The sequence below is a fragment of the Bradyrhizobium sp. 155 genome (assembly GCF_023101105.1).
Lineage (GTDB): Bacteria > Pseudomonadota > Alphaproteobacteria > Rhizobiales > Xanthobacteraceae > Bradyrhizobium > Bradyrhizobium canariense_D.
Genome location: NZ_CP064704.1, coordinates 7,851,830 through 7,875,792, shown reverse-complemented (window position 1 = coordinate 7,875,792; position 23,963 = coordinate 7,851,830). Strand labels below are relative to the sequence as shown.

Below are 23,963 nucleotides of genomic sequence, written 5' to 3'. Positions count from 1 at the left end.
CGCAAATTCCCCCACTCGGCCCCTGACGCCTCACCCGCGCCGTTCGACGGAAGCCAGCTCGACGATCCAACCGTCGCCTGTACGGCTGTGGTGGAGCTGCGGCTGAATATTCCAATATTTAGTGGCTTCGGTCAATTCAGACTCTACATCTTGACCCTTGAGAAACAACGCCTTTGCGCCCCGGCGCATCAGCGGCTCCGCAAAGCCGATGAGTTGATGTAGCGGAGCCAGCGCACGCGCGGTGACGCAATCGACCGGGCCGGTGATTCTATCCACATTATCCCCGATCTCAGCGAGATGTACGACTCCCGGAGATGTCGTGACGCGCACGGCTTCGCGCAGGAAGGCCGCCTTCTTGGCGATTCGCTCGACCAGATGGACGCTCGCCCCGGCCGTCCCGGCCATGGCGCAGGCCAGGACGATCCCGGGAAAGCCGCCACCGCTGCCGAGGTCGGCCCAACGTTTGGCCGATGGGGCGAGAGCGACGAGCTGAAGAGAGTCGGCGATGTGCCGGGTCCAGAGGTACGGCAATGTCGAGGGCGCGACGAGGTTGGTCTTGGCCTGCCACTCCCGCAGCAGTGCGATGTAGCGATCGAGCCGGGCTTCCGTTTCATGTGAAACAGGCGCGAGGTTGAGCGCCGCAACCTTGTCGGCTGCAATGACGACGTCCCACGATCGATCGTTGGCGCTGGCCTTGTCGATCTTTGGCCGGGCAGGCGCCGGTTCGGAGCGAACACCGGCACCCTCACCCGCCGAGGGTTTTCCTGAAGACGATCTGCCGCCGCCCGGCCCGCGCTGTTTCACGTGAAACCTATGCGATTACTTTGGAAGTCTTCCGCGCTTCGCGGCGGAGATAGGCCGCAAGAATGCCGAGCGCGGCAGGCGTCATGCCGTCGATTCGGCCGGCCTGGCCAACGGTGAACGGCCGCGCGTTCTCCAGCTTGGCCCGCACCTCATTGGAGAGACCGGGGACCTGCTGGTAATCGACGTCCGACAACACCATCCCCTCGTCCCGCCTGAAGGCTTCGACGTCCGCGCTCTGGCGCTCCAGATAGACATCGTACTTCGCGTCGATCTCGAGATGGGTGGCAATGACGGGATCAATGCCGGACAGCTCGGGCCAGATCGCACGGACCTGGCTCCAGCCAATATCGGGATAGGCCATCAGTTCGAAAGCCGAGCGCCGCTGGCCGTCCCGGTTCAGGGACAGACCATGCTTGATCGCTTCGTTCGGAGTGATCGTCAGCGACTTCGAGAGCGCTCGTGCCGCATTCAGGGCGTCCATCTTGGCGCGATGATGCACCGTCCGGGCGCTGCCAACGCAGCCCAGAGCGACGCCCTTCTCGGTCAAACGCTGATCGGCATTGTCGGCACGCAGTGTCAGGCGGTACTCGGCCCTGGAGGTGAACATCCGATAGGGTTCGCTGATGCCGCGGGTGACGAGGTCGTCGACCATGACGCCAAGATAGCCATCAGCTCGGTCGAACACTGTCAGCGCGGCGCCGCTCGCAGCCAATGCCGCGTTCAGCCCGGCCACGATGCCCTGGCCGGCAGCTTCCTCGTACCCCGTGGTGCCATTGATCTGGCCGGCCAGGAACAGACCGCGCAGGCGCTTGGTCTGGAGGGTCGGATCGAGCTCACGCGGATCGATGTGGTCGTATTCGATGGCATAGCCCGGCCGGACCATCTTCACCCGCTCCAGGCCGGGAATGGTTGCGAGAATGGCGAGCTGAACGTCCTCCGGCAGCGAGGTCGAGATGCCGTTGGGATAGACAGTGCTGTCGTCGAGCCCTTCCGGCTCCAGGAAGATCTGGTGACCGTCGCGATCGCCGAAGCGAACGATCTTGTCCTCGATCGAGGGGCAATAGCGCGGTCCGGAGCTCTTGATCTGGCCGGAGTACATCGGAGAGCGATGAACATTGGCCCGGATCACCTCATGGGTGGCGGAATTGGTTCGGGTGATTCCGCACTGGATCTGCGGCGTCGTGATCCGCTCGGTCACCATCGAAAACGGCTCCGGAGGCTCGTCCCCCGGCTGCATCTCGACCGCCGACCAGTCGATCGTCGTGCCATCCAGACGCGGCGGAGTGCCCGTCTTGAGCCGTCCAAGGGTGAATCCGGCGCGCTCGAACGAGGTCGAAAGGCCCATCGCAGGCGCCTCGCCGACCCTGCCGGCGGGCCAATTCTTCTCTCCGAGATGGATCAGACCGCGAAGGAAGGTGCCGGTGGTGACGACGACAGCCCCTGCCCGAAGCTCGCGGCCATCTGCCAGGCGCAGGCCGATCACCCGTCCCTCGACCACGATCAGCTCGTCCGCTTCGCCTTCGACCACGGAAAGACCCTCGGTCTCCCGGATCGCCGCCTGCATCGCGGCCGCATAGAGCTTCCGGTCGGCCTGCGCGCGCGGACCACGGACCGCTGGGCCCTTACGGCGATTGAGAACGCGAAACTGAATACCGCCGGCGTCGCCGACCCGGCCCATCAGACCATCGAGCGCGTCGACCTCGCGAACCAGATGGCCCTTGCCGAGACCGCCAATGGCGGGATTGCAGGACATCGCGCCGACCGTGGAGAAGCGGTGCGTCACCAGAGCGGTCGCCGCGCCCATCCGGGCAGAGGCAGAAGCGGCCTCACAGCCGGCATGGCCGCCGCCAATCACAATGACGTCGAAGCTCTCTCGCTCTGTGCGCATGGACGGACTTCTAGCTCAGAGGCGGGGAAGCCGGAAGCGGAAACTGGAAAGGCGGTTGTTTCACGTGAAACGGTGCAAGCGGAGCCCAGATGTTTTTCGCGAAAACAACCCCGGGCACAGTAGAACCGCCCTTGGAAAGATTATCATTTTCAGTGGGAGAAAACGGAGCTCCCGACGCATAAAGTGTCTACTGAAGGGCCGTAACGTCCAGATGCGGCCCGGTCTCGAAGCTCGATGGCAGCGGCATACTCCCATCATCGCGAGCGGAGTGATCCGGGATCTCTCCGCTCACCCGCTCCCTTAGCTGCCACGTTTGCCAGCAAATATGGGTAATGGAGTCACGTTTTACGTGAAACGTCTCGGAACGCGACCGCAGTGTTTCACGTGAAACGAAGAAGTGGAACAAAGGCTAGTTGTACAATGAAGAACTAGGGCTACTTCCCAACGCAGAACTTCTGAAAAATCGCCCCCAGGACGTCCTCGACATCCACCCGACCCAGCAGCCGGCCCAAGGCATAGGCCGCAGCGCGCAGCTCTTCGGCGGCAAGCTCCTCGCCGTCTTCTACAAGCTCCAGACTCCGCCGCAAGCTGTCCGACGCCCGGCGCAGCAAATCCCGCTGCCGGGCCCGGGTCACCAACGCGCCCTCAGTCGTTCCGAAGAAGTCGGCGGCGAATTTCACCATAGCATCGACCAGCGCGGGAATGCCGTCCCCCCGGCTGGCGGCGATTCCGAACTCACCGTACAGGCCGACGTCCTCGACCCCGCCGAGATCGATCTTGTTGCGCACGATCCAGACCGAACCGCCGGAGCGGCTGCCTGCATTGCCGGACTTCCCCAGCAACGGCATTGCGGCCGGATCGACCGCGCGCCCCGCCTCCACCAGCCACAACACGAGGTCGGCGTCTTCGGCTCGGGCTCGCGCCCGGCGAACACCCTCCTGCTCCACCGGATCGTTGGTCTCGCGAATGCCGGCCGTGTCGATCACCGTGACGGGATAGCCATCAAGATCGAGCTGCACCTCGATCACATCGCGTGTCGTGCCGGCATGCGGCGAGACGATCGCGACGTCGCGGCGCGCGAGCTGGTTGATCAGCGTCGACTTGCCGACATTCGGCTCGCCCGCGATCGCAACCACCAGGCCGTCGCGCAAGCGTTCAGCTTGTCCCTGTGCCGCAAGGACTTCTGCGATTTCGTCATGCAGCGCACTGATCGCCTTGACCGCAGGCGCTCTCAACTCGGCGGGCACATCGCCCTCGTCGGAGAAATCGATGCCGGCCTCGATCAAGGCCGAGGCGTCGATGATGCGCTCGCGCCAGTCGCGCGCGCGATTGCCGAGGAGACCCTGCAACTGCCGCAACGCCTGGCGGCGCTGGCGGTCGGTGTCGGCATGAATGAGATCGTCGAGGCCCTCCGCCTCGGTCAGGTCGAGCTTGCCGTTCTCGAAGGCGCGCCGGGTGAATTCGCCCGGTTCGGCAGCTCGCATATTCGGAATTACGGAAATTGCGGTAAACAGTGCGGCCAGCACCGCGCGGCCGCCATGGACGTGAAATTCGGCGACGTCCTCGCCGGTCGCGCTGCCGGGCCCCGGAAACCACAACACCACCGAATCGTCGATCGGCTGGCCCACGCCGTCATGAAGGAGCCGGCGGCTGGCCTGCCTCGGCGCCGGCAGCTTGCCCGCCAGCGTCGTCAGCACCAGGCTGGCGCCTGGCCCGGAGACACGCACCGCCGCAAGCGCACTTGGCGGACGGCCAGACGACAGTGCAAAGATGGTGTGGTCTCGCGGATACATAGCCTATTTGTCCGGCTGAAAGGGAAAAGGCAAACATCCGTTTCGGCTGACAAATCGAGCGATTATGCTGCTTGGATTCTCGCAGCAAAACCAATAGTGCGATGCAATAAATTCGCGAGCGTCTACTGCAAGAACCACTTGCAACGGAATGAGCGGCATCCCTCGATCCGCTATTCATAAATTATATCAACATCTTAGACAACGCCTACTCCAGACGACAACGCCCCGCCATGCTGCAGCTCGCTGCAACAAAGTCGCACAAAGAAAAAGGGCGCCCGAAGGCGCCCTTTGGATCATGTTGCACTGCAATCAGGTGTTCATCGAATCGAAGAACTCGGAATTGCTCTTGGTCGAGCGCAGCTTGTCGAGCAGGAAGTCGATGCCGTCCATCGTCCCCATCGGATTCAGGATGCGGCGGAGTACGTACATCTTCTTCAAGACCACCGGATCGGTGATCAGCTCTTCCTTACGGGTGCCGGAGCGCGAAATGTCGATCGCCGGGAAGGTCCGCTTGTCCGACACCTTGCGATCGAGGATCAGCTCGGAGTTGCCGGTGCCCTTGAACTCTTCGAAGATGACTTCGTCCATACGGCTGCCGGTATCAACCAGCGCAGTCGCGATGATCGTCAGCGAGCCGCCCTCTTCGATGTTGCGGGCGGCGCCGAAGAACCGCTTCGGCCGCTGCAGCGCGTTGGCATCGACACCGCCGGTCAGCACCTTGCCCGATGACGGCACCACGGTGTTGTAGGCGCGGCCGAGGCGCGTGATGGAGTCCAGCAGGATCACGACGTCGCGGCCATGCTCAACCAGACGCTTGGCCTTCTCGATCACCATCTCGGCGACCTGGACATGGCGCACCGCCGGCTCGTCGAAGGTCGAGGAGACGACCTCGCCCTTCACCGAGCGCTGCATGTCCGTGACTTCTTCCGGACGTTCGTCGATCAGGAGCACGATCAGATAGCACTCGGGATGATTATGCGCGATCGAGTGCGCGATGTTCTGCATCAGCACGGTCTTGCCCGTGCGCGGCGGCGCGACGATCAGCGCGCGCTGACCCTTGCCGATCGGCGCAACGATGTCGATCACCCTTGCAGACAGGTCTTTCCGCGTGGGGTCGTCGATTTCCATGCGGAAGCGCTGATTCGGAAACAGCGGCGTGAGGTTGTCGAAATTGACCTTGTGCTTGGCCTTTTCCGGGTCCTCGAAATTGAGCGTGTTGACCTTCAGCAGCGCGAAATAGCGCTCGCCCTCCTTCGGGCTGCGGATGTGGCCTTCGATAGTGTCGCCGGTGCGCAGGCCAAAACGGCGGATCTGCGAGGGCGAAACGTAGATGTCATCCGGGCCCGGCAGATAATTCGCATCGGGCGAGCGGAGGAAGCCGAAGCCGTCGGAGAGAACCTCGACGACGCCTTCGCCGACGATGTCGGTCTCGGCGAGCGCAAGCTGCTTGAGGATGGCGAACAGCAGCTCCTGCTTGCGCATGGTGCTGGCATTCTCGACCCCATTCTCTTCCGCGAACGAGACGAGCTCGGCCGGCGTCTTCGACTTGAGGTCCTGGAGTTTGATTTCCCGCATTGGGGTGGTCCTGTGGGGTAACCTGGGAGGGGGGTGCGAGGAGGCTCTGAAATGCGGACGCGAAAAGGTAAGGTCCGCAGGTCTGGCAAGGAGAGCGCCGGTGAGGCTTCAAACCTGATGGGGTGTCCGGCCTCTGGAAAGCTCAGACACGACCACATCCGCCTGCGTTGGGTGGGATATCGCTAATATAGAAAATCGCCTCACACTCCGCAAGCAGAAGCACTGAGCGATTGTTCGCGACCGCTGCCTAGAACGGCTTCACGATCACCATGATGACGATCAGAATCATCAAGGCAGTTGGTACCTCGTTGATAATCCGATAGAATTTCTGGCTCCGGGGGCGCCGGTCCGCCGCGAAATCCTTCAGCCAGCGCGAAAAAAAGCCGTGGACCGCGGACATCGCCAGGACCAGTGCCAGTTTTACGTGCAGCCAGCCGAAAGTGAACCAGTGTCCAGCCCAGGCGAGGTAGAGCCCGGCGAGCCAGGTCACGATCATAGCGGGGTTGATGATCGCCTTGAACAGCCGCCGTTCCATGATCTTGAACGTTTCCGACTGCTGCGAGCCGACTTCAGCCTCGCAATGATAAACGAACAGCCGTGGCAAATAGAGCATGCCCGCCATCCAGGAAATGACGGCGATCACATGCAGCGCCTTGATCCAGAGGTAGACGTCTTCAAACATGTCTGGGGGTCCGGATTCCTGCCCAGCCGAGGGGAAACGTTGGGGATAGTAAGAACTCGTTAAGGTCTTGCCTGCACACATATCCGTCCGTAGCGCCCTTCTCCAATAAGAATCTTAGATTCTTAAGGTTTGAGTCTATGTGACGGTGAATTGGACTCACACATCTCCGTCCGCCCGTTCACACGCGCTTGTTCACATCCATCAACATATCCTCTGACAGCTCCGGCCGCTTTCGATAAGTCGGTCAGCTTCAAAGGCTTGCGCGTTTCTGTCGGCAGCTTATCAAGAGGGTTATCGACGCAATCCCGTTTCCCTTTCGGGAGGGCGTCGAAGTTGTTCTCAGGGGCAGCGGTGTGAAGAAAATCCGCCGTTGTCCCGCCCCCGGTGTCGCACATCCCTTTCCGGGAGGTTAAGCTCCACAGAAATCCACAAACCACACCGACTCCATACAAAGGGCTTTTGTGCCGACTTCGAACAATTATTTCCATCTGCACCTCGTCTCCGACTCCACCGGTGAGACGCTGATCACGGTCGCGCGCGCCGTTGCCGCCCAGTACGCCAACGTGACCCCGGTCGAGCACGTCTATCCGCTGGTGCGCAGCCAGAAACAGCTCGATCGCGTGCTCGACGAGATCGAGGAAGCGCCGGGAATCGTGCTGTTCACGCTGCTCGAGAAGGATCTGGTTTCGAGGCTCGAGGATAAGTGCAAGGGGATCAATGTTCCGAGCCTGTCGATCATCGGGCCGGTGATGCAGTTGTTCGAGGCCTATCTCGGAGCTGCCACGACCGGCCGGGTCGGCGCCCAGCACGTGCTCAATGCCGAATACTTCAAGCGTATCGACGCGTTGAACTACACGATGATCCACGATGACGGCCAGCATGTCGAAGGGCTCGACGACGCGGACGTGGTGCTCGTCGGCGTTTCCCGCACCTCCAAGACCCCGACGTCGATCTACCTTGCCAACCGAGGCATCCGCACTGCCAACGTGCCGCTGGTTCCAGGCATTCCGGTGCCCTCGCAACTGGAGACGTTGACGCGACCGCTGGTGGTGAGCTTGCATGCGACGCCGGAACGATTGATCCAGGTGCGCACGAACCGCCTGCTCTCCATGGGGGCCGATTCCAGCAGCGACACTTATACCGACAAGCAATCGGTCGCCGAGGAGGTCGCATTTGCCCGCAAGCTGAGCGCCAAGCACGATTGGCCGCTGCTCGACGTCACGCGGCGCTCGATCGAGGAAACCGCCGCGGCGATCATGAAACTTTACAGCGATCGTCAGCGTAACCGGCCTTCTGAATAGCTTTGGGATAGTTTCGCGATGGGTCTCTGGCTCGGCAAATCTTCGTTGATCCTGGCCTCGCAGAGCAGCGCGAGAAAGATGCTCCTGGCGAATGCCGGGCTCGAGTTCAAGGCGATCACGGCTGATATCGACGAGCGCGGCATCCAGGCCGCCTCCGGGCTTTCTGGTCCGCGCGAGATTGCCCTGCTGCTGGCGCGCGAAAAAGCCAAGGCAGTCTCGGCCCATCACGTTGGAAGCACCGTCATTGGTGCTGATCAAACGCTGGCGCTTGGCGATCGCCTCTTCAACAAGCCAGCGGGCCGCGCCCAGGCGCTGGCGCAGCTGCGCGATCTCTCCGGCCATAGCCATGAGCTGAATTCCGCCGTGGCGATCGCACGCGATGGCGAGATCATCTTCGAGGACGTCTCGGTTGCCTGCCTCACGATGCGGCAGATGACCGAGGCCGAGCTTTCGGCCTATCTCGACATCGCCGGCGGCGCCGTCAGCACCAGCGTCGGCGGCTATCAGCTCGAAAGCCTGGGGATCCATTTGTTCGAGCGTATCGAGGGCGACCACTTCACCATTCTCGGCTTGCCGCTGCTGCCGCTGCTTGCGTTCCTGCGGCGCGAGCGGCTAGTTGCGGTGTGACTGGCAGATATGGTTGGGCGCTGATGCGGATCCTGGGACTGACCGGCTCGATCGGGATGGGCAAATCCACCACCGCGAAATTGTTCGCGGAGGCTGGCGTGCCTGTCTACGATGCCGATGCGGCCGTCCATCAGCTCTATGAGGGCGAGGCCGCACCCGCGATCGAGGCCGCCTTCCCCGGCACTACCGCGAACGGCAAGGTTGATCGGCCAAAACTCTCGGCGCGTGTGGTGCACGATCCTGCGGCCATCAAGCAGCTCGAGCAGATCGTCCATCCGATGCTCGGCGCTTCCCGGAAAAAGTTCTTCGCCGACGCCGAAGCCGCCAACGCGCCGGTCGTGGTGCTGGACATACCGCTGCTGTTCGAGACGGGTGGCGAGACGCGGGTCGATGCCGTAGTCGTCGTCACCACGTCTCCGGAACTGCAGCGCGAGCGGGTGCTGGCGCGCGGCACGATGGACGAGGCCAAGCTCGACGCCATCATCGCCAAGCAGACACCCGATGCGGAAAAGCGCAGGCGTGCCGATTTCGTGGTGGATACATCCCACGGACTCGAACCGGTGCGCGCCCAAATCGCGCACATCCTCGCCGACGTCGTTAAGATGCCGCAGCGGCGCGCCTGATTCGCCGCCTGACACGGCTTCCCAGATCATGCGCGAAATCGTTCTCGACACAGAAACCACCGGCCTTGACCCGTTGCGGGGAGATCGCCTGGTCGAAATCGGCTGCGTCGAGATGCTCAATCGCATGCCGACGGGGCAGAGTTTCCACGTCTACATCAATCCCGAAAGGGACATGCCGGCAGAAGCCTTTGCGGTGCACGGGCTGTCGGCCGAATTCCTGGCGACGAAGCAGCTGTTTCACGAGGTCGTCGACGATTTTCTGGAGTTCATCGGCGACGCGCCGCTGGTGATCCACAATGCCTCGTTCGACATCAGCTTCATCAATGCCGAGCTCGACCGGATCAAGCGCCCGGCGATCCCGCGCGAGCGGCTGGTCGATACGCTGCTGCTGGCTCGGCGCAAGCATCCCGGCGTGTCGAACCGGCTCGACGATCTCTGCTCACGCTATGCGATCGACAATTCACGCCGCACCAAGCACGGCGCATTGCTCGACGCCGAGCTGCTTGCGGAAGTCTATGTGGATCTGGTCGGGGCGCGGCAGTCGCAGCTGCTGCTTGCTTCGGAATCCGAAGAGACTCGCGCCAATGGGGCTGCCGATGCGCCTCGGCGGCAACGGCCGGCGCCGCTCACCCCGCGCATTTCGGACGCCGAGCGCGAGGCCCACCGGGCCTTCATCGCAACGCTCGGCGACAAGGCGATCTGGAACGAGTTCTTGCCCGCTCCAGCCGCCCCTTTGGCTGGTTAAGCCTGGCCGCTCGGCTGAGCGGCCATTTGCCGCTCCATGTTCTGGCGATAGAGGCCGACGAAGTCGACCGGATCCAGCATCAAAGGCGGGAACCCGCCGTCGCGCACGGCAGTGGCGATGATCTCACGGGCAAACGGGAACAGCAGGCGCGGGCATTCGATCATGACCAGCGGATGCAAATTGTCCTTCGGCACGTTGGAGATGCGGAAGACGCCGGCATAAGCGAGCTCGAACGAGAACATGATCTTGCCGGCGGTCTCGGCCTTGCCCTCGACCGACAGCGTCACCTCGAACTCCTGTTCGCTGAGATTGTTGGCGCTGACATTGATCTGGATGTTGATCTGGGGCGGCTGGCTCTGCTGCTGGAGCGAGCTGGGCGCATTCGGATTTTCGAACGAGAGGTCCTTGGTATATTGCGCCAGGACGTTGAGCTGGGGAGCCTGGGCCGCCTCGGGAGGGGTGCCGTTACCGTTGGTCATAAGAGTGTCTCCTTACCCGATTGGGCTGAATTTCGCGGCGGTTGGCTAACATAGGGCTACCTCGTTCCACAAGGACGAACGGTCCCGGATGGGGAATTCCGGCCACGCCCACAACTGTGGCGTTCACCCCGGCGATCCAGCGCAACTGCGCCTTAAACGATTGAAGATGCGCGATTTCCGGGCAGGATCGGGTTTCCCCTTAAGCATAAAACGCGCTACACTCGGTGCTGTGCCAAAAGGCGCCATTGGCCGGGCAAGATTTCGTGCCTACATCCCACGGACCTGACGCGCGGACCCAAAATGGTGATGTAGACTTGCCGTTCCGGTATGGAACGGTCTACTGGCCGGATCGATTTTCCCGGCACGATCCTTTCGAGACGGCCCCTTCTACAGACGACCAGAAAGCGAATACGACGTGGACATCTACACCATCATCTTCCTGGCGCTGGCGGTCTTCATCTTTCTGAGGCTGCGCAGCGTGCTGGGGCAGCGCACGGGCAACGAGCGGCCGCCGTTCGACCGCAACGCGCTCCAGGGCGCCCAGGACAAGAACGTCGTCACCATGCCGGGCAAGGTCATCGACCAGGCTCCCTTGGCGCCGACGGCCGAGCCGACCCCGCCCTCCGACCGTTGGAAGGGCCTGACCGAGCCGGGCACCGTGCTCGCCCAGGGTCTCGACGCCATCGTCGAAAAGGATTCCACCTTCGATCCGCGGCATTTCATCTCCGGCGCCCGCGGCGCCTATGAGATGATCGTGCTGGCCTTTGCCAATGGCGACCGCCGCGCGCTGCGCGACCTGCTGTCGTCGGAGGTCTATGAAAGCTTCGATGCCGCGATCAAGGAGCGCGAGAAGAACGAGCAGAAGACCGAGACGCGTTTTGTCTCGATCGACAAGGCCGAGCTCGTCGGCGCCGAACTGCGCGACCGCACCGCCCAGCTCACGATCCGCTTCGTCTCGCAGATGATCTCGGCCACCCGGGACAAGGCCGGCAACATCGTCGACGGAAGCGCCGACACGGTCGCCGACATCACCGACATCTGGACTTTCGCCCGCGACATCACTTCTCGCGATCCGAACTGGAAGCTGGTTGGCACCGGAAGCGCGAATTAAGGTTTTCCTGAAGACCAGCGCGACGGCGCTTTGCGCAGGTGCCGTCGCGCTGTCGTCGTTTTCACTCGGCGCTGAGGCGGCGCGGCGCCACTATCGCAGCCATCACCATCATCTCCCGGAATTGCCTGCCGCGCCGCCGCGCGCCTTGCCATATCCGCAGCTTCCCCTGCCGCTCGAAATTCCCGGCGCCCAATATCTGCCGCTGGCCTGGGCCGACGTGAAGGGCTGGGGCGACGACAATCATCTCGCCGCCTACAAGACCTTTCGCGCGAGCTGCCGTCCGATCAACGCGCAGACCGGCGCTCCCGAACCGAAGGCTTTGGGCGCCTCGCTGGGCGAACCCTGCCGGGTCGCCAAATCGCTCGAGCTTACCGACGACGCTCGGGCCAAAACCTTCTTCGAGGAGAATTTTGCGCCGCTGCGGATCTCGCGCCTCGGCGAGCCCGATGGTTTCGTCACCGGCTATTACGAACCGGTGCTGGAGGGATCGCGCACGCAGACCGACGTCTACAATGTCCCGGTCTATCGCCGCCCCTCGAATCTCTTTGTGCGCGGTTACAAGCAGGATTCGGTCAGCCTGCCCAACAAGGGCCCGGTCTATCGCAAGATCGGCCGCCGCAAGCTCGTGCCTTATTACGACCGCGCCGAGATCGAGGACGGCAAGATCGCCGGCCGCGGACTCGAGATTGCCTGGCTGAAGGACCCGACCGATCTGCTGTTCGCCCAGATCCAGGGTTCGGCGCGGATCAAGTTCGACGACGGCGGCACGGTCCGGCTCAACTACGACGCCTATAACGGCTATCCCTATACGGCGGTCGGTCGCATCCTGATCGAGCGCGGCATCATTCCAAAGGAAGAGATGTCGATGCAGAAGATCAGGGAGTGGATGGCGCAGACCCCTGACGGTGCCAAGGAGCTGCGCCGCCAGAACCGCTCCTACATCTTCTTTCGCGAGGTCAATCTATCCGACAAGGAGGAGGCGGTCGGCGCGCAAGGCATTCCGTTGACGGCCGGCCGCTCGATCGCGGTCGACAAATCGCTCCACGTCTACGGCACCCCGTTTTTCATCGAAGGCGAGCTGCCGATCGATTCCGAACGCGCGAAGACGCCGTTCCATCGCTTGATGATCGCGCAGGACACGGGCTCGGCCATCATCGGTCCGGCGCGCGCCGATCTCTATTTCGGCGCGGGTCAGGATGCCGGCCGGGTCTCCGGACGGCTGCGCCATGCCATGCATTTCGTGATGCTGGTGCCGAAGAGCCTCGATCCCACAACGCGCGGCGCGCGGCTCCCGGTGCCGGACCCGCGGCCCTCGGAGAAGATCGCAAAGCTGTTTCCGCAAACGGAGCCTGCGAAGGACAAGCCGCCTGCCGAGCTGCAAAGCAAGAGCGAGACGGTCGCTGTCGCCGGTCCAGTCCCGCTGCCGGTGCCGCGTCCCGTGATCGAGCCAGTTCAGGAGCCGCGGCGGCCGGTGAAAAATCGCTCCCATCGGCAACAATGAAGCGATCGTCCCGTCCGCCCGTGCTGGAGCCTCGTCCCTCGCCGCGCCGTCGCGCGCTGAGTGAGGAAGAGCGCGCGCTGTGGGATACGGTCGCAAAGCAGGTCAAGCCGCTGAGAAAGCATCGTGCGGCGAAGGCGCAAGCTGCACCACGCACCGAGTCTTCGCCTGCAGCGCCCGCCCCCCGGATTGCGCCGTCGCCACGTCCGATTGCCGCTGCCCCGGCACCGCGCGCAGCGAAGCCGGCGGTGCCGCCGCTGGCGCCGCTCGGCAAGCGCGAGCGCACAAAGCTGTCGCGCGGGCGCAGCGAGATCGAGGCGCGGCTCGATCTGCACGGCATGACCCAGATGCGTGCCCACCGCGCGCTGAGCGGCTTCCTGCACCGCGCCCATCATGACGGCCTGACCTTCGTGCTGGTCATCACCGGCAAGGGCCGAAGCGGCGGCGAAAGCGGCGTGCTGCGCCGTCAGGTGCCGGAATGGCTGAGCCTGCCGGAATTCCGGGCCTTCGTCGTCGGATTCGAAGAGGCCGGTATCGGCCATGGCGGCGAGGGCGCGCTCTACGTGCGGATCAGGCGGGCGAGATATTAGAACGGCCGCACGATTCCGACGCGCGGGATCAATGTGACAATCAGGCCGAAGATATTTGTCGTCTGATCTTCCGCCGAAATCAGCGGCGTCTCGCGTGCGGCGGGCAGCATCTTCACCGCGTGCAGGATCAGGAACATGCAGACTGCCCAGTTCGAGATCCAGCGCGAATAGTCGAATACCATCGCGAACATCACGACATAGGCGAGGCTGACGCCGATCAGCGCCGCAATGACGAGGCGGCGATGCGTGTCGCTTGCGAGCGCGCCGATCAAATTCGCAAAATAGCGCCACAGCGGTGTGTGCAGCCAGATCAGCAGCGCGAACACGGGCACGCCGAGGATGTTGTGCGGCAGGCGGCCCCAAGTGTCGGAAATCTCCTTCGCCAACGGCTGATACCAGATGTAGGCAAACTGCAGCAGGTCGGTCCGCGACGGATCGGCCATCCGGCTCTTCAGATCGGCGACGAAATCCGCCTCCGGGACCGGCATCGTTCCCCAAAACTGCGCGGCGAAGAACAGCGCGGAGACGGCCAGCAGGGCCATGATGCCGAACGCGACATTGGTGCGATCGCAGCCATGCGCTAGATAATGCCTGATCACGACGATGGTGATGATGGTCGGCACATACATCAAGAGATGGATGTGGTGGATCAGGACGAGAACGATCGAGAACAGCGCAGCCAGCGCCACGAACAGCAGCGAGCCGGCCGGCACCAGCAGCAGGACGATCGCCAGCGCGCAGCCATAGATGTCGAAATGGCCGAGCGTGTGCATGAAGTTCTTGAGGAAGAACGGCGAGCCCGCGATGAAGACGAACGTCGGCAATGTCTTCGCGGTGAAGCCGAACGTTGTCTGGAATAGTCTTGCGTACAGCCCGAGCGTCACCAGCCATGTAGCGCCGCCGAGCGCGAACACCAGCCATAGCGGCACCTTGTCGGTGAACAGCGCGACGATCGTCCCGATCAGCGCGCGCTTGATGAAGCCAAAATGGTAATCGACGAGGAGGTGGATGTAGGGGACGTAAGGCGGCAGCTGGATCTTGTGAACGAAGACGCCAACGATGATTGCCGCGTTGATCGCGAGCAGCAGGCGCCAGGGGTTTTGCAGGAAGCGTGCGGTCACGCCGCATCCATAGCGCGACCGTCCGGAATTACAAAATGAACCGGCTCAAATCCGCGTTCTTGGCGAGGTCGCCGACGTGCTTCTGCACGAAATCGGCGTCGACCCTGACGGTCTCGCCGCTGCGATCTGGGGCGGTGAAGGAGATCTCGTCCAGCACCCGCTCCATCACGGTCTGCAGCCGCCGCGCGCCGATGTTCTCGACGGTGGAATTCACGGCCACCGCGACGTCCGCAAGCGCGTCGATGGCGTTGTCGGTGATGTCGAGCGTGACGCCTTCGGTCTGCATCAGCGCGACATATTGCTTGATCAGCGAAGCCTCCGGCTCGGTCAGGATGCGGCGCATGTCGTCACGGGTCAGCGCCTGCAGCTCGACGCGGATCGGCAGGCGGCCCTGCAATTCCGGCAGCAAATCGGACGGTTTTGCGACGTGGAAGGCGCCTGAGGCAATGAACAGGATGTGGTCGGTCTTCACCGCGCCGTGCTTGGTCGAGACGGTGGTGCCCTCGATCAGCGGCAGCAGGTCGCGCTGCACGCCCTCGCGCGAGACGTCGCCGCCGGCGCGGCCTTCGCGGGCGCAGATCTTGTCGATCTCGTCCAGGAACACGATGCCGTTGTTCTCGACCGCACTGATCGCCTCCATCGTCAACTGATCGCTGTCGAGCAGCTTGTCGGATTCCTCGTTGATGAGGATCTCGTGCGAGCTCTCCACCGTCAGCCGCCGCGTCTTGCTGCGTCCGCCGAGCTTGCCGAAGATGTCGCCGATCGAAACCGCGCCCATCTGCGCGCCAGGCATGCCCGGGATCTCGAACATCGGAAAGCCGCTGCCGCCGCCTTGCGTCTCGATCTCGATTTCCTTGTCGTTGAGCTCGCCCGCGCGCAGCTTCTTGCGGAAGGAGTCCCGCGTCGCGGCGCTGGAATTGGCGCCGACCAGGGCATCAAGTACGCGCTCCTCAGCGGCGAGCTGCGCACGTGCCTGCACGTCTTTGCGCTTGCGCTCGCGGACCTGAGAAATCGCGACCTCGACGAGATCGCGCACGATCTGCTCGACGTCGCGGCCGACATAGCCGACCTCGGTGAATTTCGTCGCCTCGACCTTCAGGAACGGCGCGTTGGCAAGCTTGGCGAGCCGCCGCGCGATCTCGGTCTTGCCGACCCCGGTCGGGCCGATCATCAGGATGTTCTTCGGCAGCACCTCTTCGCGCAAGGAGCCTTCGAGCTGCTGCCGCCGCCAGCGGTTGCGCAGCGCGATCGAGACGGCGCGCTTGGCATCGGCCTGGCCGACGATGAAACGGTCGAGTTCGGAAACGATTTCGCGGGGGGAGAAGTCTGTCATGGGACCTTAGCTAGGATCAGATGCGGGGCGGGACAAGCCGCTTTTTTTGGCCGTCAGATGATCGGCGGACCCGATTGCCATAGTTTCACGGCCTCGATCGGATGGATCAGCATCAGGATATTGAGCGTCAGATTGTCGCGAATATGCAGCGCCAGCATGATTTCGAAGGCGAGCCCAAGCAGGATGGTCACTGATACAGGCAGCAGGCGCGCTACGAGGAAGCCCAGCATCATGGACAAATTGTCAGAGATCGAATTGACGATGCTGTCGCCGAAATAATCCAGCGAGATCGTGCCGGCGCGGTAGCGTTCGATGATGAAGGGCGAGTTCTCGACGATCTCCCAGGCACCTTCGATCAGAATGGCGATGATCAGGCGGGCGGGCCAGGACAGAGACACGAACGGCAGCCGCGCGAACAGCAGCCAGGTCAGCCCGTAAAACAGGAAGCCGTGCAGGATGTGCGAGAAGGTGTACCAGTCGGCGATGTGCTGCGAATTCTCCGAGCTGTTCACCACGCCATGCCACAGCTTGACATAGCCGCAGGTGCAGATCGGCACCCGGCCCATCGCAAGCAGGATCGAGGCCTGCATCGCCAGCAGCAGCAGCGCGATGCCGACCCAGGCGAGCGGCGGAAACGCGGCCTTGCTCTCATGCGTGGTTGCCAGCGTCATGGCTCGCGCACCATCAGGAGTGCGGGCCCGTCGGGCGTCTCGACCATGCGGTCGCGGACAAAGCCGGCCTTCTCATAGGCGCGCACGGCGCGCGCGTTGAGCGGATCAGGATCAGTGACGATGCGCGGCAGGCCCTGCCGCAACTGCGCGTCGGCGAATTGCCGGATGAATGCCGAACCGTGCCCGCGCGCGATCATGTCGCTTTCGCCGATGAACTGATCGATGCCACGGGTGGCCTCCGGTTGCGGCCCAACACCCGTATTCCAGGCGGTCAGGCGGTAGCATTGAAGATAGCCGAACGGCTTGCCTTCGGCCAACACGATGAACTGGTCCATTGCCGGCTCGCCGAGATCGCCGCTCACGAGCGCGAACTGCTCGTCCGGATCGCCCCACCATTCCCGCACATGCGCTTCGCCCAGCCATCGCCGAATCAGCGGCAGAACGGCCGCGGTCATCGGGCGGAAGGTGTAGGCGAGGGCCATGGCCTACCCGGCCGACAGCGCTTCGATGGTCACATTGCGGTTGGTGTAGACGCAGATATCGGCGGCGATGTCGAGGGAGCGGCGGACGATGGTCTCGGCGTCCTTGTCGGTGTCGAGTAGGGCGCGGGCGGCCGCCAGCGCGTAATTCCCGCCGGAGCCGATCGCCATGACGCCGGCTTCGGGCTCCAACACGTCGCCGGTGCCTGTCAGCACCAGGGAGACGTCCTTGTCGGCGACGATCATCATGGCCTCCAGCCGCCGCAAATAACGGTCGGTGCGCCAGTCCTTGGCGAGCTCGACGGCGGCCCGGGTCAATTGCCCCGGATATTGCTCGAGTTTGGCTTCCAGACGCTCGAACAGCGTGAAGGCGTCGGCGGTGGCGCCGGCAAAGCCGCCGATGACGTCGCCCTTGCCGAGTTTCCGGACCTTCCTGGCGTTGTGCTTGATCACGGTCTGGCCGATCGAGACCTGGCCGTCGCCGCCGACCACCACCTTGCCGCCCTTGCGGACCGTCAAAATCGTGGTGCCGTGCCAGCCCGGCGAGCTGTTTGGGGAGTCCTGCATGAATGATCCTCGTTGACCGGGCTGATTTAGGCGGTCGGGAGCGGGGGCACAACGGGCCGCTCCGGGCCCAATTTGCTCACCATAGGCAGAAGTAGAGGCCCGGCCAGCCGTTGCCGCAGTAGCGAAGGCGTCATTTGGCTGTTAAAAGACCGGCGTTTTCGGCCCGAACTAGGATGGAAGCGTGTTTTGATGCGCACCGCGACGATCAAGCGCAAGACCAAGGAAACCGACATCGAGGTCACCGTGAACCTCGATGGCTCCGGCGTGTCCAATATCGCGACCGGCATCGGCTTTTTCGACCATATGCTCGATCTCCTCGCCCGCCATTCCCGCATTGACCTCACGGTCAAGGCGGTCGGCGATTTGCACATCGATCATCACCATACCACCGAAGACACCGGCATCGCGCTCGGCCAGGCCGTCAAGCAGGCGCTCGGCAACATGGCGGGCATCACCCGCTATGCCGGCGTGCACATGCCCATGGACGAGACGCTGTCACGCGTGGTCATCGACATCTCGGGCCGCCCGGTCCTGGTGTTCAAGGTCGACTTCCCCCGCGACAAGATCGGCGAGTTCGACACCGAATTGGTGCGCGAGTGGTTCCAGGCCTTCGCCATGAACGCCGGCGTGACTCTTCACGTCGAGACCCTATATGGCGATAACAGCCACCATATCGCCGAGTCCTGCTTCAAGGGTCTGGCACGGGCGCTGCGCACCGCCGTCGCGATCGATCCGAAGGCGGTGGGCGAAATCCCGTCCACCAAGGGCTCGCTCGGCGGCTGACATCTTTCGGCCCGCGGCCCGCGCCGTTTGCGGTATCACTGAATTCCTAGGGAACGGGGCATCGCCATGTCCGTCTACACAGTTCATGCTCCCTCCCCCGCAGGATCCGATCTGCGCGCGACCGACAAGTTCGTCTTCGTGCGCGACGGCTTCCATTTCTGGGCGATGATCTTCGGACCGCTCTGGCTGCTGTGGAATCGGCTGTGGCTGGCGCTGATCGGCTGGGTGATCTTCGTTGCCGCCTTCAACGTCGGGCTGTCCAGCCTCGGTGTCGGCCGTTCGTCGATCTTTTTCGCCGACATCATCGTCGCGCTGCTGATGGGATTCGAGGCCTCCAGCCTGCGCCGCTGGACGCTCTCGCGCGGTAAATGGCGACAGCTCGACGTGGTGATTTCCGACGACGAGGACACCGCCGAGCGCCGCTTCTTCGAGCGCTGGAGCCAGAAGCAGCGCGGCATCGTCAACGATCAATGGGCCGTCGATCGCGGTGGCCCGCCGCCGACCCGCAACGTGCCGGGTCAGCAATTCTCCAACCCGCCGCCAATGCCGGCAGGTGGCATCATTGGTTTGTTTCCAGAACCGGGAGGGTCAAGATGAGCGTCGCCATCATCGATTACGGTTCCGGCAATCTGCATTCGGCCGCCAAGGCGTTCGAGCGCGCCGCGCGCGGCATGGACAACCCGCAAAAGGTGTTCGTCACCAGCGATCCAGACCAGGCCTACAGCGCCGACCGTCTGGTACTGCCGGGCGTCGGTGCCTTCGCTGATTGCCGGCGCGGGCTCGATGCCGTCAACGGCATGGTCGAGGCGATCACCGAAGCGGTGCGCGTCAAGGCGCGGCCGATGTTCGGCATCTGCGTCGGCATGCAGCTGTTCGCCACCCGCGGCAAGGAGCATGTGATCACGCAAGGGCTGAACTGGATCGGCGGCGACGTCGAGAAGATCACGCCGAACGACGAGAGGCTGAAGATCCCGCACATGGGATGGAATACGCTCGATGTGCTGCGCGAGCATCCGGTGCTGGACAGGCTGCCGCTCGGCCCCAAGGGCCAGCACGCTTATTTCGTGCACTCCTACCACCTCAACGCCACCAACGAGGCGGACGTGCTCGCGCGCGCCGATTACGGCGGGCCCGTCACCGCGATCGTCGGCAAGGACACCGCGATCGGGACGCAGTTTCACCCCGAGAAGAGCCAGCGCTTCGGCCTCGCCCTGATCTCGAATTTTTTGCGATGGAAACCGTGATTCTCTTTCCCGCGATCGACCTCAAGAACGGCCAATGCGTGCGCCTCGAACAGGGCGACATGGCGCGCGCGACCGTGTTCAACCTCAATCCCGCTGCGCAGGCGGCGAGCTTCGTCGCGCAAGGCTTTGAGTATCTCCACGTCGTCGACCTCGACGGCGCGTTTGCCGGGAAGCCTGTGAACGCGCAGGCCGTCGAGGCGATGCTGAAGACGATCACGATTCCGGTGCAGCTCGGTGGCGGCATTCGCGATCTCGCGACTGTCGAAGCCTGGCTCGAAAAGGGCATCACCCGCGTCATCATCGGCACCGCCGCGGTGCGCGACCCCGAATTGGTGAAGGCTGCCGCCAGGAAATTCCCCGGCCGCGTCGCGGTCGGGCTCGATGCACGTGGCGGCAAGGTCGCGGTCGAAGGCTGGGCCGAGACCTCGCAGGTGACGGTGCTGGAGATCGCACGGCGTTTCGAGGATGCCGGCGTTGCCGCCATCATCTTCACCGACATCGCGCGCGACGGCCTGCTCAAAGGCTTGAATCTCGATGCGACCATTGCGCTGGCGGATGCGATCTCGATTCCCGTGATCGCCTCCGGCGGCCTCGCCTCGATCGAGGACGTCAAGGCGATGCTGACGCCGCGCGCGAAAAAACTCGCCGGCGCGATCGCCGGCCGCGCGCTCTATGACGGCCGGCTCGATCCTGCGTCCGCCCTCGCCCTGATCCGTAACGCAGGCGCTGCCTAGGAGACCTCCGATGTTCAAGGTGCGCGTGATCCCCTGCCTCGACGTCAAGGACGGCCGGGTCGTCAAGGGCGTCAACTTCGTCGATTTGCGCGATGCCGGTGACCCCGTCGAAGCGGCGATCGCCTATGACGCCGCCGGCGCGGACGAACTTACGTTTCTCGACATCACCGCGACCCATGAGAATCGCGGCATCATGCTGGACGTGGTCCAGCGCACCGCGGAAGCCTGCTTCATGCCCCTCACCGTCGGCGGCGGCGTGCGTGAGGTGAACGACATCAAGACCCTGCTGCGCGCCGGTGCGGACAAGGTCTCGATCAACAGCGCCGCGGTGTCGCGGCGCGAGTTCGTCAAGGAAGCCGCCGAGAAATTCGGCGGGCAGTGCGTGGTGGTCGCGATCGACGCCAAGCGGGTCAAGCGCGCCGGTGGCGGAGAGCGCTGGGAGATATTCACGCATGGCGGCCGCAACTCGACCGGCATCGATGCCATCGAATATGCCCAGGAAGTGGTCTGGCTCGGTGCCGGTGAAATCCTGCTCACCTCGATGGACCGCGACGGCACGCGGCAGGGTTTTGACATCCCGCTGACCCGGGCGATCGCCGACAGCATTCCCGTTCCTGTGATCGCCTCGGGCGGCGTCGGCAATCTCGATCACCTCGTCGACGGTATTCGCGACGGCCACGCCACCGCCGTGCTGGCCGCCTCGATCTTCCATTTCGGGGAATTCACCATCCGCGAAGCCAAGGAGCACATGTCCCGGCGCGGGCTGCCCATGCGCCTCGATGCCTGACGACTCCCGTTCCTAAAAATGCTAAGTCATCGGCGGGAACCGGCTTATCCCGTCAGAAACCGGCCAATCATCGGCCAAGGCGCGTTTTCCGAGTATTTGTATGCCGCGTTTCACCATCCACGATCTGGCCGAGACCATCGACGCCCGCGCGGCAGCGGGTGGCGAGGCGTCCTATACCCGCAAGCTCCTCGACAAGGGCGCCGAACATTGCGCCAAAAAGTTCGGTGAGGAGGCAGTCGAAACCGTAATCGCAGCAGTCGAAAACGATCGCGCGCATCTGATCGCCGAAGGCGCCGACCTGCTCTATCATTTCCTTGTGCTGCTCAAGGCCCGCGGCGTAAAGCTGGAAGAGGTCGAGGCCGCATTGGACAAGCGGACCAATATGTCAGGGTTGGAAGAAAAGGCGTCGCGTAAGGGCGGCAGCTAGCCGAGGTGGAGAGTCGCGTCATGGATATCCGCGCACCCGAGCAGCAGTATAATCCGTACCGCGTCTATACGCGCGAGGAGTGGTCGCGACTGCGCGACGACACGCCGATGACGCTGGAGCCGGGCGAGTTCGACCGGCTACGCTCGCTGCACGACCGCCTCGATTTGCAGGAGGTCGAGGACATCTACCTGCCGCTGTCGCGCCTGCTGTCGATTTATGTCGATGCGATGCAGCGGCTTTATTACGCGGAGCGCCAGTTCCTCAACATCCGCGACCGCAAGATGCCCTACATCATCGGCGTCGCCGGTTCGGTCGCGGTTGGAAAATCCACCACGGCCCGCGTGCTTCAGGCGCTGCTGGCGCGCTGGTCGCCGCGTCCCAAGGTCGAGCTGATCACCACCGACGGATTTCTGTATCCCAACGCCGTGCTGGAGCGGCAGGGCATCATGCAGAAGAAGGGCTTTCCGGAGAGCTACGACCTGCCGCTGCTGCTCAGCTTCCTCTCCGACATCAAGGCCGGCCGCCGCCATGTGCGCGCGCCGGTCTATTCGCATTTGACCTACGACATCGTGCCGAACCAGTGGGCCGAGATCGACCAGCCCGACATCCTGATCGTCGAGGGCGTCAACGTGCTGCAGACCGGCAAGCTGCCGCGTGACGGCAAGGCCGTGCCCGTGGTGTCCGACTTCTTCGATTTCTCGGTCTATATCGACGCGGACGAGGCGGCGCTGCGGCAGTGGTACATCAGGCGCTTCCTGTCGCTGCGCGACACCGCGTTCACCAATCCAAAATCCTACTTCAATCGCTACGCGCTGTTGTCGGACGAGGAAGCCACCGCCACCGCGATCGCGATCTGGGAACGCACCAACCTCGCAAATCTCGAGGACAACATCCTGCCGACTCGTCCCCGCGCGACCCTGATCCTGAAGAAGGGCGCCGATCACACGGTGGCGAGCGTGGCGCTCAGGCGGCTGTAGCAGCCTTGATGGACGGCGCCCTTTGTCAAATTTCGGGCTGAGTATCTTTTGTTGCAGACCGGCGAGGGGTATTTGGTTATGGCTTTCGGAAACGCAAACGGGCCCCATGGTTGATCGTCTCAGAAGCGCCGCCGAGCATCTCGAAGCACCGACCTGCCCGGACTGCCATATCGAGATGAAGTGGTTCCGCTCCGAACTGCTCGCGGACGAGCCGACCCCGATCATCGCGCATCTCTTCGTGTGTCCGCATTGCAAGCGCGCCGCCCAGGTAGACACCATGTTCAGGGGAGGCCAGGCGCCGCATGACAAGCTGTCTGCGCCGCGGTTTATGGCTTATGCCGCATAACGGTTCATCCCGTCGGAGCGCGCAGTGATGCCGGGCTCCCGGCCTGCTCCGCACCCAAGCTGACGTGCGTCGCCGGCAGGTGGCTCACTTGCCTGCCTTCGCGATCCAATCCGCAGGCTTGATGCGTCCTGCAAAGGTTGCGGGACCCGAGCCGCCGGCCTTGTAGACGAAGGCTTCACCTTCCTGCACGTCCCCGGCCTCCTTGCCGAAGGCATCGGCGATGTTGGTCTTGTGGGTGACCAGGAAGGTGTTTGTGCCGGCCTTGGGCGGCGCATCGACGAACTGCCGCACGGCCTGGCCCGCCTTTGCATTTGCACCGGTCGGATTTGCCATGCCCGACGCACTCGCGTTACTGCTGTCCGTCAATGCGTCGACCGGCTTGATCTCGCGGCCGGAGATCAGTCTGCCGGCCTCGATCGCGCGGTTCAGCCGGCTGGTGTAGACGTCGCCGATCGGGATCGCGAGTTCCTTGATGGCCGTCCCGATCTGGCGCGCCATGTCCCGGCCCTTTTCACTGAGCTGACGCTGGGCGCTCATGTCGTCGAATTTGAAAGGGTAGACATCCTTTTGGCTGTCGTCGGTAGCGGTGTGGCGAAACACCAGCACGTAGCCGCCTTGCTTGAGCGAGGCGATCAGTTGCGAGCTATCGGCCGCGGCGGCTTGAGTGGAACCACAGAGAAGGATCACGAAAGCGAGGCGGCAAAGCACGTTCATGCGAAATCCTCTGTTTAAATGCCCCAGAGGATGGTGACGTGCGACGCGGTCGATTTCAATTGTC

At 63.3% G+C, this 23,963-nt stretch carries 27 protein-coding genes; 15 read left to right on the top strand and 12 right to left on the bottom strand.

Annotated features, from left to right (window positions below):
* Positions 1 to 30: 30 nt before the first annotated feature.
* The 5 genes from rsmG to hemJ all read right to left on the bottom strand — a co-directional run bounded on the left by rsmG (position 31) and on the right by hemJ (position 6,742).
* The gene (rsmG, locus tag IVA93_RS37320; protein WP_018459644.1) at positions 31 to 804 is read right to left on the bottom strand and encodes a 16S rRNA (guanine(527)-N(7))-methyltransferase RsmG; all 774 of its coding nucleotides are present in this window, start codon (positions 802 to 804) and stop codon (positions 31 to 33) included.
* Positions 805 to 811: 7 nt separating this feature from the next.
* On the bottom strand, positions 812 to 2,692 hold the full coding sequence (mnmG, locus tag IVA93_RS37315) for a tRNA uridine-5-carboxymethylaminomethyl(34) synthesis enzyme MnmG (RefSeq protein WP_018459643.1): 1,881 nt from the start codon (positions 2,690 to 2,692) through the stop codon (positions 812 to 814).
* Positions 2,693 to 3,126: 434 nt separating this feature from the next.
* Positions 3,127 to 4,485 carry a tRNA uridine-5-carboxymethylaminomethyl(34) synthesis GTPase MnmE gene (mnmE, locus tag IVA93_RS37310; RefSeq protein ID WP_247541463.1) on the bottom strand — a complete coding sequence of 453 codons (1,359 nt, stop codon included), beginning with the start codon at positions 4,483 to 4,485 and terminating at the stop codon, positions 3,127 to 3,129.
* A 309-nt stretch (positions 4,486 to 4,794) separates the two neighbouring features.
* Positions 4,795 to 6,060: a transcription termination factor Rho gene (gene rho, locus IVA93_RS37305; RefSeq protein WP_007598612.1), complete on the bottom strand. Its 1,266-nt coding sequence runs from the start codon at positions 6,058 to 6,060 to the stop codon at positions 4,795 to 4,797.
* Between the two features lie 247 nt (positions 6,061 to 6,307).
* Entirely contained in the window at positions 6,308 to 6,742 is a 435-nt protein-coding gene (gene hemJ / locus IVA93_RS37300) for a protoporphyrinogen oxidase HemJ (RefSeq protein ID WP_018459641.1), read from the bottom strand.
* Between the two features lie 461 nt (positions 6,743 to 7,203).
* Between hemJ and IVA93_RS37295 the strand changes: the two genes are divergently transcribed.
* From IVA93_RS37295 to dnaQ, 4 genes are read left to right on the top strand one after another with little or no spacing between them, the layout of a single operon-like run.
* Complete coding sequence (locus tag IVA93_RS37295) at positions 7,204 to 8,043, top strand: pyruvate, water dikinase regulatory protein (protein ID WP_018459640.1); 840 nt, start codon at positions 7,204 to 7,206, stop codon at positions 8,041 to 8,043.
* Positions 8,044 to 8,061: 18 nt separating this feature from the next.
* Positions 8,062 to 8,670, top strand: a complete 609-nt coding sequence (locus IVA93_RS37290) for a Maf family nucleotide pyrophosphatase (protein WP_247295824.1) — start codon at positions 8,062 to 8,064, stop codon at positions 8,668 to 8,670.
* Positions 8,671 to 8,693: 23 nt separating this feature from the next.
* The gene (coaE, locus tag IVA93_RS37285) at positions 8,694 to 9,293 is read left to right on the top strand and encodes a dephospho-CoA kinase (protein ID WP_085349243.1); all 600 of its coding nucleotides are present in this window, start codon (positions 8,694 to 8,696) and stop codon (positions 9,291 to 9,293) included.
* Positions 9,294 to 9,321: 28 nt separating this feature from the next.
* Complete coding sequence (dnaQ, locus tag IVA93_RS37280; RefSeq protein ID WP_018459637.1) at positions 9,322 to 10,038, top strand: DNA polymerase III subunit epsilon; 717 nt, start codon at positions 9,322 to 9,324, stop codon at positions 10,036 to 10,038.
* Here dnaQ and secB read toward each other — a convergent pair.
* A complete protein-coding gene (gene secB, locus IVA93_RS37275; RefSeq protein ID WP_007598595.1) occupies positions 10,035 to 10,517 on the bottom strand; it encodes a protein-export chaperone SecB in 483 nt (160 codons plus the stop codon). The genes dnaQ and secB overlap by 4 nt on opposite strands.
* A 415-nt stretch (positions 10,518 to 10,932) precedes the next feature.
* Here secB and IVA93_RS37270 point away from each other — a divergent pair, with 415 nt between their 5' ends.
* The 3 genes from IVA93_RS37270 to IVA93_RS37260 are packed head-to-tail and all read left to right on the top strand — an operon-like array spanning position 10,933 to position 13,716.
* Positions 10,933 to 11,628 carry a Tim44/TimA family putative adaptor protein gene (locus tag IVA93_RS37270; protein WP_007604067.1) on the top strand — a complete coding sequence of 232 codons (696 nt, stop codon included), beginning with the start codon at positions 10,933 to 10,935 and terminating at the stop codon, positions 11,626 to 11,628.
* The gene (gene mltA / locus IVA93_RS37265; protein ID WP_018459636.1) at positions 11,606 to 13,129 is read left to right on the top strand and encodes a murein transglycosylase A; all 1,524 of its coding nucleotides are present in this window, start codon (positions 11,606 to 11,608) and stop codon (positions 13,127 to 13,129) included. Before IVA93_RS37270 ends, mltA begins: the two co-directional genes overlap by 23 nt.
* Entirely contained in the window at positions 13,126 to 13,716 is a 591-nt protein-coding gene (locus IVA93_RS37260) for a Smr/MutS family protein (RefSeq protein ID WP_018459635.1), read from the top strand. The genes mltA and IVA93_RS37260 overlap by 4 nt, the downstream gene beginning before the upstream one ends.
* On the opposite strand, the gene IVA93_RS37255 is transcribed toward IVA93_RS37260, so the two are convergent.
* The 5 genes from IVA93_RS37255 to hslV are packed head-to-tail and all read right to left on the bottom strand — an operon-like array spanning position 13,713 to position 17,887.
* Positions 13,713 to 14,837: a hypothetical protein gene (locus IVA93_RS37255; RefSeq protein WP_018459634.1), complete on the bottom strand. Its 1,125-nt coding sequence runs from the start codon at positions 14,835 to 14,837 to the stop codon at positions 13,713 to 13,715. The genes IVA93_RS37260 and IVA93_RS37255 overlap by 4 nt on opposite strands.
* A 28-nt stretch (positions 14,838 to 14,865) precedes the next feature.
* Entirely contained in the window at positions 14,866 to 16,170 is a 1,305-nt protein-coding gene (gene hslU, locus IVA93_RS37250; RefSeq protein ID WP_018459633.1) for an ATP-dependent protease ATPase subunit HslU, read from the bottom strand.
* A gap of 53 nt (positions 16,171 to 16,223) precedes the next feature.
* Positions 16,224 to 16,841, bottom strand: a complete 618-nt coding sequence (locus IVA93_RS37245; protein ID WP_018459632.1) for a DUF2585 domain-containing protein — start codon at positions 16,839 to 16,841, stop codon at positions 16,224 to 16,226.
* Positions 16,838 to 17,323, bottom strand: coding sequence for a GNAT family N-acetyltransferase (locus IVA93_RS37240; protein ID WP_018459631.1), 486 nt, complete (start codon positions 17,321 to 17,323; stop codon positions 16,838 to 16,840). The genes IVA93_RS37245 and IVA93_RS37240 overlap by 4 nt, the downstream gene beginning before the upstream one ends.
* 3 nt (positions 17,324 to 17,326) lie before the next feature.
* Positions 17,327 to 17,887, bottom strand: coding sequence for an ATP-dependent protease subunit HslV (hslV, locus tag IVA93_RS37235; protein WP_018459630.1), 561 nt, complete (start codon positions 17,885 to 17,887; stop codon positions 17,327 to 17,329).
* Positions 17,888 to 18,076: 189 nt separating this feature from the next.
* Here hslV and hisB point away from each other — a divergent pair, with 189 nt between their 5' ends.
* From hisB to IVA93_RS37195, 8 genes are all read left to right on the top strand, one after another.
* Positions 18,077 to 18,670 carry an imidazoleglycerol-phosphate dehydratase HisB gene (hisB, locus tag IVA93_RS37230; RefSeq protein WP_007604059.1) on the top strand — a complete coding sequence of 198 codons (594 nt, stop codon included), beginning with the start codon at positions 18,077 to 18,079 and terminating at the stop codon, positions 18,668 to 18,670.
* Between the two features lie 66 nt (positions 18,671 to 18,736).
* A complete protein-coding gene (locus tag IVA93_RS37225; RefSeq protein WP_018459629.1) occupies positions 18,737 to 19,267 on the top strand; it encodes a DUF2628 domain-containing protein in 531 nt (176 codons plus the stop codon).
* The gene (gene hisH / locus IVA93_RS37220) at positions 19,264 to 19,914 is read left to right on the top strand and encodes an imidazole glycerol phosphate synthase subunit HisH (RefSeq protein WP_018459628.1); all 651 of its coding nucleotides are present in this window, start codon (positions 19,264 to 19,266) and stop codon (positions 19,912 to 19,914) included. The genes IVA93_RS37225 and hisH overlap by 4 nt, the downstream gene beginning before the upstream one ends.
* Positions 19,902 to 20,648: a 1-(5-phosphoribosyl)-5-[(5-phosphoribosylamino)methylideneamino]imidazole-4-carboxamide isomerase gene (hisA, locus tag IVA93_RS37215; protein WP_018459627.1), complete on the top strand. Its 747-nt coding sequence runs from the start codon at positions 19,902 to 19,904 to the stop codon at positions 20,646 to 20,648. Before hisH ends, hisA begins: the two co-directional genes overlap by 13 nt.
* A gap of 10 nt (positions 20,649 to 20,658) precedes the next feature.
* A complete protein-coding gene (hisF, locus tag IVA93_RS37210; protein ID WP_247789600.1) occupies positions 20,659 to 21,435 on the top strand; it encodes an imidazole glycerol phosphate synthase subunit HisF in 777 nt (258 codons plus the stop codon).
* A 100-nt stretch (positions 21,436 to 21,535) separates the two neighbouring features.
* Positions 21,536 to 21,862: a phosphoribosyl-ATP diphosphatase gene (locus tag IVA93_RS37205; RefSeq protein WP_007598445.1), complete on the top strand. Its 327-nt coding sequence runs from the start codon at positions 21,536 to 21,538 to the stop codon at positions 21,860 to 21,862.
* Positions 21,863 to 21,882: 20 nt separating this feature from the next.
* Positions 21,883 to 22,839: a type I pantothenate kinase gene (coaA, locus tag IVA93_RS37200; protein WP_007598451.1), complete on the top strand. Its 957-nt coding sequence runs from the start codon at positions 21,883 to 21,885 to the stop codon at positions 22,837 to 22,839.
* 106 nt (positions 22,840 to 22,945) lie between these two features.
* Positions 22,946 to 23,185 (top strand): hypothetical protein, encoded by a 240-nt coding sequence (locus IVA93_RS37195; RefSeq protein WP_018459625.1) that lies wholly within the window; start codon positions 22,946 to 22,948, stop codon positions 23,183 to 23,185.
* Positions 23,186 to 23,269: 84 nt separating this feature from the next.
* Here IVA93_RS37195 and IVA93_RS37190 read toward each other — a convergent pair whose 3' ends face one another.
* Positions 23,270 to 23,899, bottom strand: a complete 630-nt coding sequence (locus tag IVA93_RS37190) for a histidine phosphatase family protein (RefSeq protein WP_018459624.1) — start codon at positions 23,897 to 23,899, stop codon at positions 23,270 to 23,272.
* Positions 23,900 to 23,963 lie beyond the last annotated feature (64 nt).